13 protein-coding genes are annotated in these 17,971 nt (G+C 40.0%); 11 read left to right on the top strand and 2 right to left on the bottom strand.

Going from position 1 to position 17,971, the window contains the following annotated elements; all coding sequences use genetic code 11:
- The first annotated feature begins 3 nt into the window (after window positions 1–3).
- The 4 genes from yycF to HMPREF1115_RS05060 all read left to right on the top strand — a co-directional run bounded on the left by yycF (window position 4) and on the right by HMPREF1115_RS05060 (window position 3,731).
- Window positions 4–711 (top strand): response regulator YycF, encoded by a 708-nt coding sequence (gene yycF, locus HMPREF1115_RS05075; protein WP_000722063.1) that lies wholly within the window; start codon window positions 4–6, stop codon window positions 709–711.
- The gene (gene vicK / locus HMPREF1115_RS05070) at window positions 704–2,053 is read left to right on the top strand and encodes a cell wall metabolism sensor histidine kinase VicK (protein ID WP_000568712.1); all 1,350 of its coding nucleotides are present in this window, start codon (window positions 704–706) and stop codon (window positions 2,051–2,053) included. The genes yycF and vicK overlap by 8 nt, the downstream gene beginning before the upstream one ends.
- A 1-nt stretch (window position 2,054) precedes the next feature.
- Window positions 2,055–2,864: an MBL fold metallo-hydrolase gene (locus HMPREF1115_RS05065; protein WP_000504041.1), complete on the top strand. Its 810-nt coding sequence runs from the start codon at window positions 2,055–2,057 to the stop codon at window positions 2,862–2,864.
- 87 nt (window positions 2,865–2,951) lie between these two features.
- Window positions 2,952–3,731, top strand: coding sequence for a potassium channel family protein (locus HMPREF1115_RS05060; protein WP_000824596.1), 780 nt, complete (start codon window positions 2,952–2,954; stop codon window positions 3,729–3,731).
- 32 nt (window positions 3,732–3,763) lie between these two features.
- Here HMPREF1115_RS05060 and HMPREF1115_RS05055 read toward each other — a convergent pair whose 3' ends face one another.
- Both HMPREF1115_RS05055 and HMPREF1115_RS05050 read right to left on the bottom strand, forming a co-directional pair.
- Window positions 3,764–4,111: a thioredoxin domain-containing protein gene (locus HMPREF1115_RS05055; protein ID WP_000434629.1), complete on the bottom strand. Its 348-nt coding sequence runs from the start codon at window positions 4,109–4,111 to the stop codon at window positions 3,764–3,766.
- A gap of 111 nt (window positions 4,112–4,222) precedes the next feature.
- Window positions 4,223–5,941 (bottom strand): phospho-sugar mutase, encoded by a 1,719-nt coding sequence (locus tag HMPREF1115_RS05050; protein ID WP_000222134.1) that lies wholly within the window; start codon window positions 5,939–5,941, stop codon window positions 4,223–4,225.
- A gap of 410 nt (window positions 5,942–6,351) precedes the next feature.
- On the opposite strand from HMPREF1115_RS05050, the gene HMPREF1115_RS05045 reads away from it, so the two are divergent.
- The 7 genes from HMPREF1115_RS05045 (at window position 6,352) to HMPREF1115_RS05015 (ending at window position 17,722) form a co-directional block, all read left to right on the top strand.
- Window positions 6,352–7,506 (top strand): DUF4352 domain-containing protein, encoded by a 1,155-nt coding sequence (locus HMPREF1115_RS05045; protein ID WP_000722098.1) that lies wholly within the window; start codon window positions 6,352–6,354, stop codon window positions 7,504–7,506.
- 78 nt (window positions 7,507–7,584) lie between these two features.
- Window positions 7,585–9,486: an ABC transporter ATP-binding protein gene (locus HMPREF1115_RS05040; protein WP_000584837.1), complete on the top strand. Its 1,902-nt coding sequence runs from the start codon at window positions 7,585–7,587 to the stop codon at window positions 9,484–9,486.
- Window positions 9,487–9,489: 3 nt separating this feature from the next.
- Window positions 9,490–10,353: an Rgg family transcriptional regulator gene (locus HMPREF1115_RS05035; RefSeq protein ID WP_000400524.1), complete on the top strand. Its 864-nt coding sequence runs from the start codon at window positions 9,490–9,492 to the stop codon at window positions 10,351–10,353.
- 80 nt (window positions 10,354–10,433) lie between these two features.
- Complete coding sequence (locus HMPREF1115_RS05030) at window positions 10,434–11,612, top strand: MFS transporter (protein WP_001079358.1); 1,179 nt, start codon at window positions 10,434–10,436, stop codon at window positions 11,610–11,612.
- Window positions 11,613–11,701: 89 nt separating this feature from the next.
- The gene (gene ligA / locus HMPREF1115_RS05025; protein ID WP_001005760.1) at window positions 11,702–13,660 is read left to right on the top strand and encodes an NAD-dependent DNA ligase LigA; all 1,959 of its coding nucleotides are present in this window, start codon (window positions 11,702–11,704) and stop codon (window positions 13,658–13,660) included.
- A gap of 154 nt (window positions 13,661–13,814) precedes the next feature.
- Window positions 13,815–16,100 carry a type I pullulanase gene (pulA, locus tag HMPREF1115_RS05020; protein ID WP_000286539.1) on the top strand — a complete coding sequence of 762 codons (2,286 nt, stop codon included), beginning with the start codon at window positions 13,815–13,817 and terminating at the stop codon, window positions 16,098–16,100.
- Window positions 16,101–16,297: 197 nt separating this feature from the next.
- The gene (locus HMPREF1115_RS05015) at window positions 16,298–17,722 is read left to right on the top strand and encodes an NADP-dependent glyceraldehyde-3-phosphate dehydrogenase (RefSeq protein WP_000186348.1); all 1,425 of its coding nucleotides are present in this window, start codon (window positions 16,298–16,300) and stop codon (window positions 17,720–17,722) included.
- The last annotated feature ends 249 nt before the right edge of the window (window positions 17,723–17,971 follow it).

The following is a 17,971-nucleotide window of genomic DNA, read 5'->3' as shown; positions in this document are numbered from 1 at the left end:
AAAATGAAAAAAATATTAATTGTAGATGATGAGAAACCAATCTCAGATATTATTAAGTTCAATATGACCAAAGAAGGCTACGAAGTTGTAACAGCCTTCAACGGTCGTGAGGCAATCGAGCTATTTGAAGCTGAGCAACCCGACATTATTATCCTAGACTTGATGCTACCTGAAATTGATGGTTTAGAAGTAGCCAAAGCCATTCGTAAGACCAGTAGTGTTCCTATCATTATGCTCTCAGCTAAGGATAGCGAGTTTGACAAGGTTATCGGTTTGGAACTAGGTGCAGATGATTATGTCACAAAGCCCTTCTCAAATCGTGAGTTGCAGGCGCGTGTCAAGGCTTTACTTCGCCGTACCGACTTGGTTTCAGTTGATAGTCAAGAGTCTGATGAGAAGAAATCCCAGCCACTTCAGATTGGTGATTTGGAAATTGTTCCAGACGCTTACGTAGCCAAAAAATACGGTGAGGAATTAGATTTGACCCACCGTGAGTTTGAGCTCTTATATCACTTGGCTTCCCATATTGGACAAGTGATTACGCGTGAACACTTGCTTGAGACTGTTTGGGGTTATGATTATTTTGGTGATGTTCGTACAGTGGACGTGACCATTAGACGCTTGCGTGAGAAAATAGAAGACACTCCCAGCCGTCCAGAGTATATCCTCACCCGTCGTGGTGTTGGCTACTATATGAGAAATAATGATTGAAGATATTAGACAAACTATTCTGACCAGTGATTTTATCTTTATCTTGATTTTAATTGGCTTTATCTTGGTGGTAACCTTGCTCTTACTGGAAAACCGTCGAGATAATATCCGTCTCAAAGAGATAAATCAAAAGGTTAAGGACTTGATTGCAGGTGATTATTCTCAAGTTTTGGACTTACAGGGCAGTACAGAAATCACCAATATTACCAATAACCTCAATGATTTGTCAGAAGTTATCCGTTTGACCCAAGAAAATCTGGAACAAGAGAGTAAAAGACTGCATAGTATTCTTTCTTACATGACAGATGGAGTGCTTGCGACCAATCGCCGTGGTCAGATTACCATGATTAACGACATGGCCAAGAAACAATTAGGTGTGCAGAAAGAGGATGTCCTCAACAAAAGCATCTTAGAATTGCTTAAGATAGAGGATGAGTATGAACTGCGTGACCTGATTACACAGATTCCTGAATTGATGATTGATTCCCAAGATGTGAATGGTGAATACCTGAGTCTTCGTGTACGTTTTGCTTTAGTTCGCCGTGAGTCTGGTTTTATCTCAGGACTTGTAGCAGTCCTGCATGATACGACTGAGCAGGAGAAGGAAGAACGCGAACGGAGACTCTTCGTTTCAAACGTGAGTCATGAGTTGAGAACTCCTTTGACCAGTGTTAAATCTTATCTTGAAGCCTTGGACGAGGGAGCCTTATATGATCCTGTAGCCCCTGATTTTATCAAGGTTTCACTTGATGAAACCAACCGTATGATGCGGATGGTGACAGATCTCTTGCATCTCTCTCGTATTGATAATGCGACTACTCAGTTGGATGTGGAGTTGATTAACTTTACAGCCTTCATCACCTTTATTCTCAACCGTTTTGATAAGATGAGAAGTCAGGATGACGAGAAAAAATATGAACTTGTTAGAGATTACCCTATTAATTCAGTTTGGATCGAGATTGATACCGATAAGATGACTCAGGTGATTGATAATATTCTTAACAATGCCATTAAGTACTCACCAGATGGTGGCAAAATTACTGTTAGCATGAAGACCACTGATGACCAGATGATTTTATCCATCAAAGACCAAGGTTTAGGTATTCCAAAGCAAGATTTGCCTAAGATTTTTGACCGCTTCTACCGTGTGGATCGTGCAAGAAGCCGGGCTCAAGGTGGTACTGGTCTAGGTCTAGCTATCGCAAAAGAAATCATCAAACAACACAATGGCTTTATATGGGCCAAAAGTGAATACGGTAAGGGCTCAACCTTTACCATCGTGCTCCCTTATGATAAGGATGCCGTAAAAGAAGAAATATGGGAGGACGAAATAGAAGACTAAAATGGGTGAAAAAGGCTTTAAATACAGTATTTTAGCATCAGGCTCCAGTGGAAATTCCTTTTATCTGGAAACCCCAAAAAAGAAAATCCTAGTAGATGCAGGCTTATCTGGTAAGAAAATTACTAGCCTGCTAGCTGAAATCAATCGCAAACCTGAAGATCTGGATGCGATTCTGATTACGCATGAGCACTCAGATCATATCCATGGGGTCGGTGTCTTGGCTCGCAAATATGGCATGGATCTTTACGCGAATGAAAAGACTTGGCAGGCTATGGAAAATAGCAAGTACCTCGGTAAGGTGGATTCATCGCAGAAACACATTTTTGAAATGGGCAAAACTAAAACCTTTGGCGATATCGACATTGAGAGTTTTGGGGTCAGCCATGATGCGGCAGCACCACAGTTTTACCGCTTTATGAAAGACGACAAGAGCTTCGTCATGTTGACCGATACAGGTTATGTTAGTGACCGTATGGCTGGAATAGTCGAAAATGCAGACGGTTATCTCATCGAGTCCAACCACGATGTAGAGATTTTGCGAGCAGGATCTTACGCTTGGCGTCTCAAACAGCGAATTCTATCGGATCTAGGTCACCTTTCTAACGAGGATGGTGCTGAGGCCATGATTCGTGCAATGGGAAATCGGACTAAGAAAATCTATCTTGGTCATTTATCTAAGGAGAATAATATCAAAGAGCTGGCTCATATGACTATGGTCAACCAGCTAGCCCAAGCGGATCTGGGAGTCGGAGTAGACTTTAAAGTTTACGATACCTCACCAGATACTGCAACACCATTGACAGATATATAAAAAAGAAGGCGATTGCCTTCTTTTATTCTTTGTTTTATCAGGAATTTAGTGTGGTATAATGATTAAAAAAACTAAAGGAGTAGTAGTGTGAAGAGAAAATGGTTATTAAAGGATTACTATGACACGACGATTATCATACTTGCATTGATATCCGTTGTCCTTGTCTTGCTTGGATTTGCTGAGATGATTGATTTGGATAATCCACCCTACAGTATTATTGATTTACTAATTTGGTTTGTTTTTGTGGTGGATTATGGTTGGCGGTTCTTTTCAAGTAAAGAAAAATGGAGATTTATACGTGAAAATATATTTGACTTGTTAGCTATCCTTCCTTTGAATGCTATTTTTACAGTATTTCGATTAGGACGTATCTTCCGCTTAGCAAGGCTGACAAAACTACTGAAACTAACTCGTCTTTTAAGAGTCGTTGGATTGACTGGCAAGTTAGAAAAGAAGGTTGGAAAACTCTTACGAACAAATGGCTTACTTTATATTTTCTATCTCAATTCCTTTATTGTACTGGTAGGTAGTTCAATTTTATCTGTTGTTGAAGAAAAATCTTTCTCAGATAGTCTTTGGTGGGCGCTTGTAACGGTAACGACTGTTGGTTATGGAGATATTGTTCCTGCGTCGATTTTTGGGAAGTGGTTAGCTGTTTTACTAATGCTTGTTGGTATTGGCACAATAGGGATGTTAACAAGTGCTTTGACAAACTTTTTTGTAAAGGAGAATCCAGATGAACAGATAAAACTCGATAAACTACAAGATGAATTATCCAGTCAGAGACTACTACTTGAGAAACAATCTGAGAAGATAGAAGAACTGCATGGAATGATACAAGACTTGCTTGAAAAAACGTCCTATTGACCATATAAAAAACCACTCAACGAGTGGCTTTTTTACAATCCAGCAAAGTCCTTGATTTCTTGTGCTGACATAGAAGAGTCACAACGGACATTGATTTGACCATCTGCAATGTGAACAAATCCTGGTACGGTTGGGATTCCATAACGTGAACGGAAGTCTTGCAAAGCATTGAGTTGGCTTGGTTCTTCACTGTTGATGAAGTAGATGTGGGCTTTAGTTTCAGCTACGACACCTGCCAATGTACCAGCAAATTTACGGCAGTAAGGGCAAGTTTTGCGACCAATGAAGAAGGTTGCAGTTTCTTTATTATCGAGTGCTTCTTGTGCACGCGCAATCGTAGTGACTTCAAGGTCTTTAATATTATCTAAAAATTGTTCCATGAGATTACCTCGCTTTCATTGATAAGTCTAGTATGCCATAAAGTTTCTAAAAATGCTTAGATTTGATACGAAAAAAAGATGAGATTGGTTGGTCTCATCTTTTATAGATTTTTATTTTACAAACGCATTGATTTCTGCTTCGATGTTGGCAATCTTAGCTTGTGAATCTTCATTGCTTTCACCCACAACAGCAATGTAGAATTTGATTTTTGGTTCTGTACCTGAAGGGCGAACTGCAATCCATGAACCGTCAGCAAGTGTGTATTTCAAAACATCACTTGGAGGAGTTGTCAAGTTTGTAACAGTACCATCAGCAGCAGTAGCAGTTTGAGCCTTGAAGTCTTCTACGACAGTGATAGTTGTTGCATTCCATTCTTTCGGAGCATTGTTACGGAATTTAGCCATAATCGCTTTGATTTGTTCAGCACCATCAACACCAGAAAGGGTGACAGAGATGGTCTTTTCAGCGTAGTAGCCGTATTCTTTGTAGATTTCTTCGATACCGTCAGCAAGTGTCAAACCACGTGAACGGTAGTAGGCAGCAAGCTCAGCAACGACAAGAACGGCTTGGATTGCGTCTTTATCACGTACGAATGGTTTGATCAAGTAACCGAAGCTTTCTTCAAATCCCATCATGTAAGTGTGATTGTGTTTTTCTTCGAATTCTTGGATTTTCTCTGCGATAAATTTGAAACCAGTCAAAACGTTGAACATGGTTGCGCCGTAGCTTTCAGCAATCTTCGTTACCAAGTCAGTTGATACGATGGATTTGCAGAGGGCTGCATTTTCAGGAAGAGTTCCAGCGTTTTTGTGGGCTTCCAAGATGTATTTAGCCATGATAGCGCCGATTTGGTTACCTGAAAGGTTAAGGTAGCTACCATCTTTTTGAAGAACTTCAACACCAACACGGTCAGCATCAGGGTCAGTTGCAACAAGCACATCTGCACCAACTTGACGACCAAGTTCTTCAGCAAGGGCGAAGGCTGCTTGGCTTTCTGGGTTTGGAGATTTTACAGTTGAGAAGTCAGGATCAGCAGTTGCTTGTGCTTCAACAACTTGAACAGAGTCAAATCCTGCTTGGGCAAGGGCACGACGAGCCAACATTTCACCCGTACCATGAAGTGGTGTGTAGACAATCTTCATGTCTGTACCGAATTCTTCAATCAAGGTTGAGTTGATGTTCACATCTTTGACTTCCTTGAGGTATTCTACATCGACAGCTTCGCCAATAACTTCAATCAAGCCAGAAGCTTTTTCAGCTTCCACATCAGCAACTTCCACAGCGAATGGATTTTCGATTCCACGGATATAAGTAGTCAAAGCGTCCGCATCGTGTGGAGGCATTTGCCCACCGTCTTCACCGTAAACCTTGTAACCATTAAATGGAGCTGGGTTGTGGCTAGCAGTAATCATGATACCTGCAAAACAGTTGAGGTGACGAACTGCAAATGACAGTTCTGGAGTTGGACGAAGGCTTTCAAATACGTAAGATTTGATACCATGTTTTGCTAGAACTGCAGCAGATTCAAAGGCAAACTCAGGTGAGAAGTGACGGCTATCGTAGGCAATTGCCACACCACGTTCTTTTTCATTTCCACCTTTTGACTCAATCAAACGAGCCAAACCTTCAGTTGCTTGACGAACAACATAGATATTGATACGATTTGTACCAGCACCGATCAAACCACGCATACCAGCAGTACCAAATTCAAGATTGGTATAAAAGGCATCTTCCTTTGTTTTTTCGTCCATATCGATTAAGTCTTGGCGAAGGTAGTCTGGAAGGTCAGCAAAATCAACCCATTTTTGATAATTTTCTTGGTAAGTCATAGAGTGTCTCCTTTTGTTTATTTGCTTTAATCGGTCTCATTATATCACGATTTGACATTTTAGTAAAACGTTAGCATAACTTAAAATGTAGGAAATTTACTTTTGCTTTTTGCGGTTAAATGGTGAGTACTGTGCTTACTTATACTAAGTTAGCGATGAAAATTAATTATTAGATTCTTTATAATATGAAAGTTTATAATTCATTTTGTAGGTTTGTTGAAGAAAAAAATCAAAAATATTGTTATATTCTATTCTTTTTATAAAGAATTCTTTAATGTATCAAATGAATAGATAGAAAAATTTAAGTTAAAACTCTATAAATTTAAGATATTTTGAAAAATTCTGGTTTCTGTTTTGAATTTTATTGTGTGTATGGTAAAATATAGTAAATCATTAAAGGAGAATTCATTATGAAAAAAATTCTTAAACATTCTGCCTTGCTTTTATCAGCTTTGGCACTGGTTGCCTGTGGAGCTCAAAAAAAAGCAAGCGACAATGGTACAGCTTCAAACTCTAACTTTGAAGTTTCTGTAAAAGACGGTATGTATGTATTACCTAAAGATGAGGATTCATCATCAACGTACCTTGCTCTTCAAGTCGAAATCAAGAATAATCGTGATAAACAGTTTAGTTTTACTAGCCAAGATATTACGCTTTATAATGAAAAAGATGAAAAATTACAACCAATTCAAATTTACGAAAGCGACAGTAAAACTAAATTTATGTCATATGGAGACAGTCTTTCTAAAGGAAAGAGTGTCGCTGGTTATGTAGTGTATGAAGTCGATAAGAATGCTAAGTATGAACTTCACTTTGCACCTAGCTTTTACGATGACATCAAAGAAAATTCTAAAAAGAATAACGATGTAGCGATTAAGGTGGACCCAAGTCAGTATGAAGACAATATTGATGAAGCGAAAGATGTAATGAAAAAATATGTCGATGCTGTTTACCTTAATGGGGAAAGTTCTGGTGGTGGAACGAACCTAAGTGCTACTGATAATAAGTCACAAGTTGTTGCGCTTGCTGATGATAAAAAATCTTCTGATAATAGTGCTGAATTCACAAACGATGCGAAAGCTGATAAAGAAGAGTTTATCAAGAAATTTACAGAATCATTCGGAAAAGGCTTCTATAACTACAAACCGTCAGATTCAGAACTTAGAACATTCGCAGATGCTTACATCAAAGCAAATGCTAAGAGAGCAAAAGTTGATTACAAGGTGAAGACATACTTGCCAGACTACGCTGTTGTTTATGTTAGACCAGAAACAATTGACTTGGATAACTTGAATGTCTATGAATTGAGCCGTAAGTTCTACGAAGAAAACAAAGGTAAATATAGCAACTACTCAGAAGCTATGAAAGCTGGTGAAAAATACATTTTAGAAAATGCACCGAGTCAATTTGATTCAACTCCTCTAGACACTAGTGATAACATGAAGAAAGAGGGTTATGAAATTAAAATGACTAAGAAAGATGGTAAATGGACCATCGACACCTCTTCTAAAAACTATGAATTGAGTGATATGGCTCGCACATTCCGTGGAGGCATTGGATACTAAGATGAAAGGTTCGGGTTTATGACTCGAACTTTTTTCATTGCAATTGTGCAAAAGAGAAAAAGATAGTAAAATAGAGGTATGATTATTTTACAAGCCAATAAAATTGAACGTTCTTTTGCAGGAGAGCTTTTGTTTGATAATATAAACCTGCAGGTAGATGAACGAGACCGAATTGCTCTTGTTGGGAAAAATGGTGCTGGTAAGTCCACACTTTTGAAGATTTTGGTTGGGGAAGAGGAGCCAACTAGTGGAGAAATCAATAAGAAAAAAGATGTTTCTCTGTCTTACCTAGCCCAAGATAGCCGTTTTGAGTCTGAAAATATTATTTATGATGAAATGCTTCACGTCTTTGATGACTTGCGTCGGACTGAGAAGCAACTTCGTCAGATGGAACTGGAGATGGGTGAAAAGTCTGGTGAAGATCTGGATAAACTGATGGCGGATTATGATCGTTTATCAGAGAATTTCCGTCAGGCTGGTGGCTTCACCTACGAAGCTGATATCCGTGCTATCTTAAATGGATTCAAGTTTGACGAGTCTATGTGGCAGATGAAAATTGCTGAGCTTTCAGGTGGTCAAAATACTCGTCTTGCACTGGCTAAAATGCTCCTTGAAAAGCCAAATCTCTTGGTCTTGGACGAGCCTACCAACCACTTGGATATCGAAACCATAGCCTGGCTAGAGAATTATTTGGTGAACTATAGCGGTGCACTCATTATTGTCAGTCACGACCGTTACTTTTTGGACAAGGTTGCGACGGTTACACTCGATTTGAACAAGCATTCCTTGGATCGTTATGTGGGCAATTATTCTCGTTTTGTTGAGTTGAAGGAGCAAAAGCTAGCTACTGAGGCAAAAAACTATGAAAAGCAACAGAAGGAAATCGCGGCTCTAGAAGACTTTGTCAATCGCAATCTAGTCCGAGCCTCAACGACTAAACGTGCCCAATCTCGACGCAAGCAACTAGAAAAAATGGAGCGTTTGGACAAGCCTGAAGCTGGCAAGAAATCAGCCAACATGACCTTCCAATCTGAAAAAACGTCTGGGAATGTTGTCCTGACTGTTGAAAATGCGGCTATTGGCTATGATGGGGAAATACTCTCAGAGCCAATCAATCTGGACCTTCGTAAAATGAACGCTGTTGCGATTGTCGGACCAAACGGCATTGGGAAGTCAACCTTTATCAAGTCTATTGTGGATCAGATTCCCTTTATCAAAGGAGAGAAGCGTTTTGGTGCCAATGTTGAGGTTGGCTACTATGATCAGACTCAAAGTAAGCTAACACCAAGTAATACTGTAATCGATGAACTTTGGAATGATTTTAAACTGACGCCAGAAGTAGAAATCCGTAATCGCCTAGGCGCCTTCCTTTTCTCAGGAGATGATGTTAAAAAGTCAGTCGGAATGTTGTCAGGTGGCGAGAAAGCTCGTTTGCTTCTTGCCAAACTTTCAATGGAAAACAATAACTTCCTGATTTTGGACGAGCCGACCAACCACTTGGATATTGAGAGCAAGGAAGTGTTGGAAAATGCCTTGATAGACTTTGATGGAACCCTTCTGTTTGTCAGTCACGACCGTTACTTTATCAATCGTGTGGCCACTCACGTTTTGGAACTGTCTGAGAATGGTTCGACTCTTTACTTGGGAGATTATGACTACTATGTTGAGAAGAAAGCAGAAGTAGAAGCGATTCAGACAGAAGAAGCTTCAACTAGCAATCAAGCAAAAGAACCGAGCCCAGTCAATGACTACCAGGCTCAGAAAGAAAGTCAGAAAGAAGCACGTAAGCTCATGCGACAAATCGAGAGTTTAGAGGCTGAAATCGAAGAGTTAGAAACTCAAAGTCAAGCCATTTCTGAACAAATGCTGGAAACCAACGATGCTGAAAAGCTCATGGAATTGCAGGCTGAACTGGATAAAATCAGCCATCGTCAGGAAGAAGCTATGCTTGAGTGGGAAGAATTATCAGAGCAGGTGTAAGAAATGGAACATCTTGGAAAGGTATTTCGTGAATTTCGAACAAGTGGGAAGTACTCCTTAAAAGAGGCGGCAGGTGAATCATGTTCAACCTCTCAGTTATCTCGCTTCGAGCTTGGGGAGTCTGATCTAGCAGTTTCTCGGTTCTTTGAGATTTTGGACAATATTCATGTGACTATTGAGAATTTCATGGACAAGGCTAGGGATTTTCAAAATCATGAACATGTTGCCTTGATGGCACATATTATTCCGCTTTACTACTCAAATGATATTGCAGGTTTTCAAAAGCTTCAAAAGGAACAGCTTGAAAAAGCAAAGAGTTCGACCAATCCCCTCTATTTTGAGCTGAATTGGATTCTGCTACAAGGCCTGATTTGTCAAAGAGTTGCTCGTTACAGTATGGAACAGAGTGATCTGGATAAGGTGGCGGATTATCTTTTCCAAACAGAAGAATGGACCATGTATGAGTTGATTCTTTTCGGGAATCTCTATACTTTTTACAATGTGGACTATGTGACTCGGATTGGCAGAGAAGTCATGGAGCGAGAAGAATACTATAAAGAAATTGGTCGCCATCGAAAACTTGTTTTGATTTTAGCTCTTAACTGTTACCAGCATTGTTTGGAAAACCGTTCCTTTACGGATGCGGACTATTTTGAGGGCTATGTGGAGAAGTTGATTGGAAATGGTATCAAGCTTTATGAGCGCAATATCTTCCATTATCTCAAGGGTTTCGCCCTCTACCAGAGAGACTTGAAAGCAGAAGGTTGTAGTCAGATGCAGGAAGCCATGCATATTTTTGCTGTGCTTGGACTTCCAGAGCAAGTGGCTTACTATCAGGAACATTATGAAAAATTTGTAAATCCTTAAATTTCCCAAATAAGGGAAAAATAAAGAGACTCCTTTCAGTTTTGATACAATAGTTTCAAAATTTGAGAGGAGCTTTTTATATGAATCGACATGCAATCCAGTTGATTAGTCGTGGTGCGATTAATAAGATAGGAAATATGCTCTATGATTATGGAAACAGTGTTTGGTTGGCATCAATGGGAACGATAGGACAGACTGTTCTTGGGATTTATCAAATTTCCGAGTTAGTTACATCGATTCTGGTCAATCCCTTTGGCGGAGTGATTTCAGACCGCTTTTCGCGTCGCAAAATTTTGATGACGACAGACCTGGTTTGTGGTATTCTCTGTTTAGCTATTTCTTTCATCAGAAATGATAGCTTGATGATTGCTGCCTTGATTTTTGCCAATATTGTTCAAGCGGTTGCCTTTGCATTTTCTCGTACAGCTAATAAAGCCATTATAACTGAGGTTGTAGAGAAAGACGAGATTGTGACCTATAATGCACGCTTAGAGCTCGTTTTGCAGGTTGTAGGCGTTAGCTCCCCTGTACTTTCTTTCATCGTTTTACAATTTGCCAGTCTCCATATGACGCTCGTTTTAGATGCCATTAGTTTTTTCATCGCATTTACATTAGTAGCTTTTCTCCCCCAAAAAGAGAATCAGTTACAAGAGAAAAAGACTTTCAGCTGGAAAAATATTTTTTCTGATATGAAGGAAGGACTTGCCTATATCTGGTGTCAGCAAGAGATCTTTTTCCTTTTGTTAGTGGCTTCCAGTGTTAATTTCTTTTTTGCAGCTTTTGAATTTCTCCTCCCTTTTTCAAATCGGCTATACGGGGTAGAAGGAGCTTATGCTAGTATTTTGACTATGGGCGCTATTGGTTCGATTATTGGAGCTCTTCTAGCTAGTAAAATAAAGGCAAGTGTTTATAATCTTTTGATTCTATTGGCTTTAACTGGAGTTGGAGTTTTTATGATGGGATTACCACTGCCAACTTTTCTCTCCTTTTCTGGAAATTTGGTTTGTGAACTGTTTATGACGATTTTTAATATTCACTTTTTTACTCAGGTTCAAACCAAGGTTGAGGGGGAATACTTGGGAAGAGTACTAAGCACCATTTTTACCTTAGCCATCCTATTTATGCCGATTGCAAAAGGCTTTATGACGGTGCTACCAAGTGTCCATCTCTCTTCTTTTATGATAATTGGAAGCGGGGTTATTGTCCTGTCTTGTTTCTCCCTCGTTTATGTGCGAAGTCATTTTAAAAAAGAGTTATAATTTCTCTTTTTTAGAAAATATTACACTACAAACCATTTTTCAGTCCTTCTCTATTGTGAGGAGGGCTTGCTTTGTGGTAAAATGGGATTATGAATGAAAGAATGAATGAGTTAGTTGCCTTACTTAACCGCTATGCGACCGAGTACTATACGAGTGACAATCCCTCGGTTTCAGATAGCGAGTATGATCGCCTCTACCGAGAGTTGGTCGAATTGGAAGCTACCTATCCAGATCAAGTTTTAGCGGACAGTCCGACCCATCGTGTTGGTGGTAAGGTTTTAGATGGTTTTGAAAAATACAGTCATCAGTATCCTCTTTATAGTTTGCAGGATGCTTTTTCACGTGAAGAGTTAGAAGCTTTTGATGCGCGTGTTCGAAAGGAATTACCCCAACCGACCTATATTTGTGAATTGAAAATCGATGGTTTGTCTATCTCGCTTACGTATGAAAAGGGAATTTTGGTAGTCGGTGCGACACGTGGGGATGGTTCTGTTGGTGAAAATATCACAGAGAACCTCAAGCGTGTCAAGGACATTCCTTTGACCTTGCCAGAAGAACTTGATATCACTGTTCGTGGAGAGTGTTATATGCCACGCGCTTCATTTGACCAGGTCAACCAAGCTCGCCAAGAAAATGGAGAGCCTGAATTTGCTAATCCTCGTAACGCGGCAGCAGGCACCTTACGTCAGCTGGATACAGCAGTAGTGGCCAAGCGTAATCTTGCCACTTTCCTCTATCAAGAAGCCAGCCCTTCTACTCGTGATAGTCAAGAAAAAGTCTTGAAGCATCTTGAACAGCTTGGTTTTGTAGTTAATCCGAAGCGAATTCTGGCTAAAAGCATAGATGAGATATGGGATTTCATCCAAGAAGTAGGACAAGAACGAGAGAAACTGCCTTACGATATCGATGGGGTGGTCATCAAGGTCAATGACCTTGCAGGTCAAGAAGAACTCGGTTTTACCGTTAAAGCACCTAAGTGGGCAGTAGCCTATAAATTTCCCGCTGAAGAAAAAGAAGCCCAGCTCCTTTCAGTTGACTGGACAGTAGGTCGTACGGGTGTTGTGACTCCGACTGCCAATCTAACACCTGTTCAGCTTGCTGGGACAACTGTTAGCCGTGCAACACTGCACAATGTAGATTATATTGCTGAAAAAGATATCCGCAAAGATGATACGGTAATCGTTTATAAGGCTGGAGATATCATCCCTGCTGTTTTGCGTGTGGTAGAGTCCAAGCGTGTTTCTGAAGAAAAACTAGATATTCCGACTAACTGTCCGAGCTGTGACAGTCAGTTACTTCATTTTGAAGATGAAGTGGCTCTTCGTTGTATCAATCCTCGCTGTCCTGCCCAAATCATGGAAGGTTTGATTCACTTTGCTTCTCGAGACGCTATGAATATTACAGGACTTGGTCCATCTATCGTTGAAAAGCTTTTTGCTGCCAATTTAGTCAAAGATGTGGCAGATATTTACCGTTTGAAAGAAGATGATTTCCTCCTTTTAGAAGGTGTCAAGGAAAAGTCTGCTTCTAAACTGTATCAGGCCATTCAAGCATCCAAGGAAAACTCTGCTGAAAAGCTCTTGTTTGGTCTGGGAATTCGCCATGTCGGAAGCAAGGCTAGCCAACTCTTGCTCCAACATTTCCACTCTATTGAAAATCTAGCCCAAGCAGACCCAGAGGAAGTAGCAAGTATCGAGAGCTTGGGTGGGGTGATTGCCCAAAGTCTTCAGACCTATTTTGCTACCGAAGGATCTAAGATTCTTTTAGATGAGTTGAAAGAGGCAGGGGTCAATCTGGCCTACAAAGGTCAGACTGTAGTAGCAGATGCAGCCTTGTCAGGTTTGACAGTAGTTCTGACAGGAAAATTGGAACGTCTCACGCGCTCAGAAGCAAAAAGCAAACTCGAAAGTCTGGGAGCTAAGGTAACAGGCAGTGTATCTAAGAAAACGAATCTTGTCGTAGCAGGAGCGGATGCAGGAAGCAAGCTCCAAAAAGCGCAAGAACTTGGTATCGAAGTTCGAGATGAAGCTTGGTTGGAAAGTTTGTAAAGACTAGCAGCCAGCTAGGTCTTAGATAGTCAGAAACTACCTCTCCTGAAGTATTTTTACATAGATTGAGTCTATTGTCAGTCAGAGATTCAATCGCTGAATCTATCAGCACCACATAAAAAAATTAAATTGAAATTAGAAATTAGGAAAAGAAATGTATAGATACCCAGTAGTCATCCATTTTCATCGAAAAAATGGGGATTATACTGCTTGTTCATTTAGTAGAAAACAGGCGGACAATGTTGAAAAATTGTATTATGAGAATGACTTTTTTGGAGCAAAGTTCTCTTTCACAGTCACAAGTCAAGAAAAGTTAGAAAACCTAAAATTCTCAGCTGAGGTTGATGGGAAGGTAAAGGAATATACTGTACGTTATAACTACTATCCTCTTTTGACAGAAGTTTGGATTTTAGAGGGCGACGAGACGGTTTATTATTCTGAAAATCCAGCCATTGCAAGTCCTTGCTATAAAGATCGAAACCCGTTTGCTTTTGATAAAGCCTTTCACAGTGAAAGTTTTGATCACCATTGGGGATACCAAGGAGAGTTGGGTTATAGTATCTCCGACTACCAGACAAGCTTTAAACTCTGGGCTCCTACAGCTACAGCTGTACAGGTGGTTGTCTATGAAAATACCAGCAACGATGCTCCGATTTGGAAAACCTACAATCTAGAGCGTGGGAATAGCTATTCATATAGCCATAAGTACAATACCATTGGTGTTTGGAGTGTAGACCTGGATGAAAATCTTGCAGGTAAAGCCTATCAGTATCAGATTGAGTTTCCGCACCACCAGACCTTGATACGAGACCCATACACTATCGCTACAAGTCCTGATGGGAAACGTTCTGTCATCCTCTCTCAGCAAGATAGACAGGTGGAAGGATTTAAAGTCAAACATGGGACAGACGCCCTTTGGCGTTTGGAAAATCCATGTAAAGCCGTTATCTGTGAAATGCATATTCGTGATTTTACAAAATCACCGACATCTGGAGTTCCAGAAAATCTTCGAGGGACCTTCCTTGGAGCTGCCCAGACTGGAACGGTTAACCAGTATGGTCAAGCAACAGCCTTTGATTATATCAAAGAACTCGGCTGTAATTATGTTCAACTCCAACCAATCTTTGATCGCCATAAGGAATATGACGAGGACGGGAATGTAACCTATAACTGGGGTTATGACCCTCAAAACTACAATGCACCAGAACCAAGTTTCTCTAGCAATCTAGATGATCCTGGACAGGTTATTCGAGACCTCAAGACCATGATTCAGGCTTATCATGATGCGGGAATCGGCGTCATTATGGATGTCGTTTACAACCATACCTTCTCAACGGTTGATGCACCTTTCCAAACAACTGTTCCCGATTATTACTATCGTATGAATCCAGATGGAACCTTCCAAAACGGAACAGGTGTAGGAAATGAAACCTCAAGCGAACACGAAATGTACCGCAAGTATATGATTGACTCACTCCTTTATTGGGTGAAAGAATACAATATTGACGGTTTCCGTTTCGACTTGATGGGAATTCACGATGTTAAAACCATGCAGGCAATTCGTTGGGTACTTGATGAAGTTGATCCCCGTATTATCACCTATGGAGAAGGCTGGGATATGGGAACAGGTCTTGCACCTTATGATAAGGCCAAGAAGGATAATGCCTACCAGATGCCAAATATTGGATTCTTCAACGACGATCAGCGTGATGCCATCAAAGGAGGAGAAGTTTACGGCTCAATCAAGGCAGGATTTGTTAGCGGTGCAGCTACAGAACCGATTGTAGCCAAAGCTATTCTTGGTAGCCGAGAGTTGGGGTCATATCTTAGTCCAAACCAAGTTCTTAACTATGTGGAAGCCCATGATAATTACAACTTGCATGATTTGTTAGCAACCCTTCACCCAGATCACAGTTCAGATAAGATTATGCGTCAGGTCGAGACAGCAACAGCGATGAGCATTCTTATGCAAGGGATGTCCTTTATAGAGCTGGGGCAAGAATTTGGTCGCACCAAGCTCCTTGCTACAGGAGAAAATGGTGAGCTGACTCCAGCAGATAGAGAACGGGCCATGAATAGTTACAATGCTCCAGATAGTGTCAACCAGGTCAACTGGGATTTAATCAATGAGAGACAAGAGAGCATTGACTTTATTCGCCAGATTATTCGCCTAAAAACACAAAGGCGTGCTTTCTCTTATCCTACATACGAAGAAGTTTATCGTCATGTTTTCGTCCATACAGCTGCTGAAAATAGTGGATGGATTGTTTACGAAATTCACGGTGGAACAGAGCACTTATTGGTGGTATTCAATGCCAAGGGAACTTCTTTCTACTTTGAAAATGCAGGAAATCTTGAAATGCTTGTGTCCAATAGTCGTTCTAAAGAGTCTAATGTGATTGATGATATCAGCGTTGCAGTCTTGAAGGTTCTTTCGTAGTAAATGTTGTAAAAAGGTTTAGTTAAATCTAGACCTTTTTTGATTTTTATTGAAAAACCAATATCTAATAGGAATAAATTTCAAATAATTTGAAGAATCAAGTTTGTGAAAAAAATATCAATATTTTCCAAAAAGGGGTTGTAATTTTCTGAAAATTTGATAAAATAAGGTTTAATCATTTTCAGGAGGAAGAGAATTTGACAAATTATCAGAATTTAGTGAATGGAAAATGGAAATCATCAGAGAATGAAATTGCCATCTATTCTCCCATTAATCAAGAAAAGTTGGGGACAGTACCAGCTATGAGTCAGGCTGAAGTAGATGAGGCTATGAAAGCAGCGCGTGCATCTCTCCCAGCATGGCGTGATTTAGCACCAGTTGAGCGTGCAGCTTATTTGCATAAGACAGCAGACATTTTGGAACGAGATAAAGAAAAAATTGGTACAATTCTTGCTAAGGAGGTTGCAAAAGGGATTAAAGCAGCCATTGGAGAAGTAGTACGTACAGCAGAATTGATTCGTTTTGCTGCCGAGGAAGGTCTCCGTATCACTGGACAAGCAATGGAGGGTGGCGGTTTTGAAGCTGCAAGTAAAAATAAACTAGCCGTTGTTCGTCGTGAGCCAGTTGGTGTCGTCTTAGCTATTGCACCATTTAATTATCCAGTCAACCTTTCTGGATCTAAGATTGCTCCGGCTTTGATTGCAGGAAATGTCGTTATGTTCAAACCACCAACACAAGGATCTATTTCTGGCCTCTTGCTAGCTAAAGCATTTGACGAAGCAGGAATCCCAGCAGGTGTCTTTAACACCATCACTGGACGTGGTTCTGAAATCGGAGACTACATCATCGAACACAAGGAAGTGAATTTCATTAACTTTACGGGTTCAACACCGATTGGTGAGCGTATCGGTCGTTTAGCTGGTATGCGCCCAATTATGCTGGAGCTTGGTGGGAAAGACGCTGCAATTGTCTTAGAAGATGCCGATTTAGAAAATGCAGCTAAGCAGATCGTAGGTGGTGCTTTTAGCTACTCTGGTCAGCGTTGTACTGCTATCAAACGTGTTTTGGTTGTGGAAAGCGTAGCAGACAGATTGGCTGAATTACTCCAAGCTGAAGTTGCTAAGCTAACAGTGGGGGATCCATTTGACAATGCAGATATCACACCTGTTATTGATAATGCTTCAGCTGATTTCATCTGGGGATTGATTGAAGATGCTCAGGAAAAAGGAGCTAAGGCGCTCAGCCCAATCAAACGTGAGAATAATCTCATTTGGCCAGGACTTTTTGATTATGTCACAAGAGATATGAAATTAGCCTGGGAAGAACCATTTGGACCTGTTCTCCCAATTATTCGAGTTGCAGATGCCAATGAAGCACTTGAAATTGCTAATGAATCAGAATTCGGTCTTCAATCTTCAGTCTTTACAAATGACTTTAAGAAGGCATTTGAAATTGCTGAGAAACTTGAAGTTGGTACCGTTCATATTAATAATAAAACACAACGTGGACCAGATAATTTCCCATTCCTTGGTGTAAAAGGTTCTGGTGCAGGAGTGCAAGGAATTAAATATAGTATCGAAGCGATGACAAATGTCAAATCCATTGTTTTTGATGTGAGATAATTTATAAAATCAGGAAAATAACTTCCTGATTTTATTTTTTTCAAAATAATACAGTAAAAAATTGATAAAAAACGAATATTCTGGTATTATAATAAAAAAATATATGGAAATTGTTTCGTGTTCTATTTTCTGGATATCTTTTTTAAAATGCTAGGTAATTTTTTGAAGGCTTTCATAAAAAAATATGATTTCCTTCGTAAATTACTTGAAAGTTATCTTAAAAGAGTGTATAATAGAATTATAGAAAAC

The organism is Streptococcus oralis SK610 (genome assembly GCF_000257455.1).
Taxonomy (GTDB): domain Bacteria; phylum Bacillota; class Bacilli; order Lactobacillales; family Streptococcaceae; genus Streptococcus; species Streptococcus oralis_CB.
The sequence above is the reverse complement of the archived record's forward strand: the minus strand, read 5'-3'. Positions and strand labels throughout refer to the sequence as shown.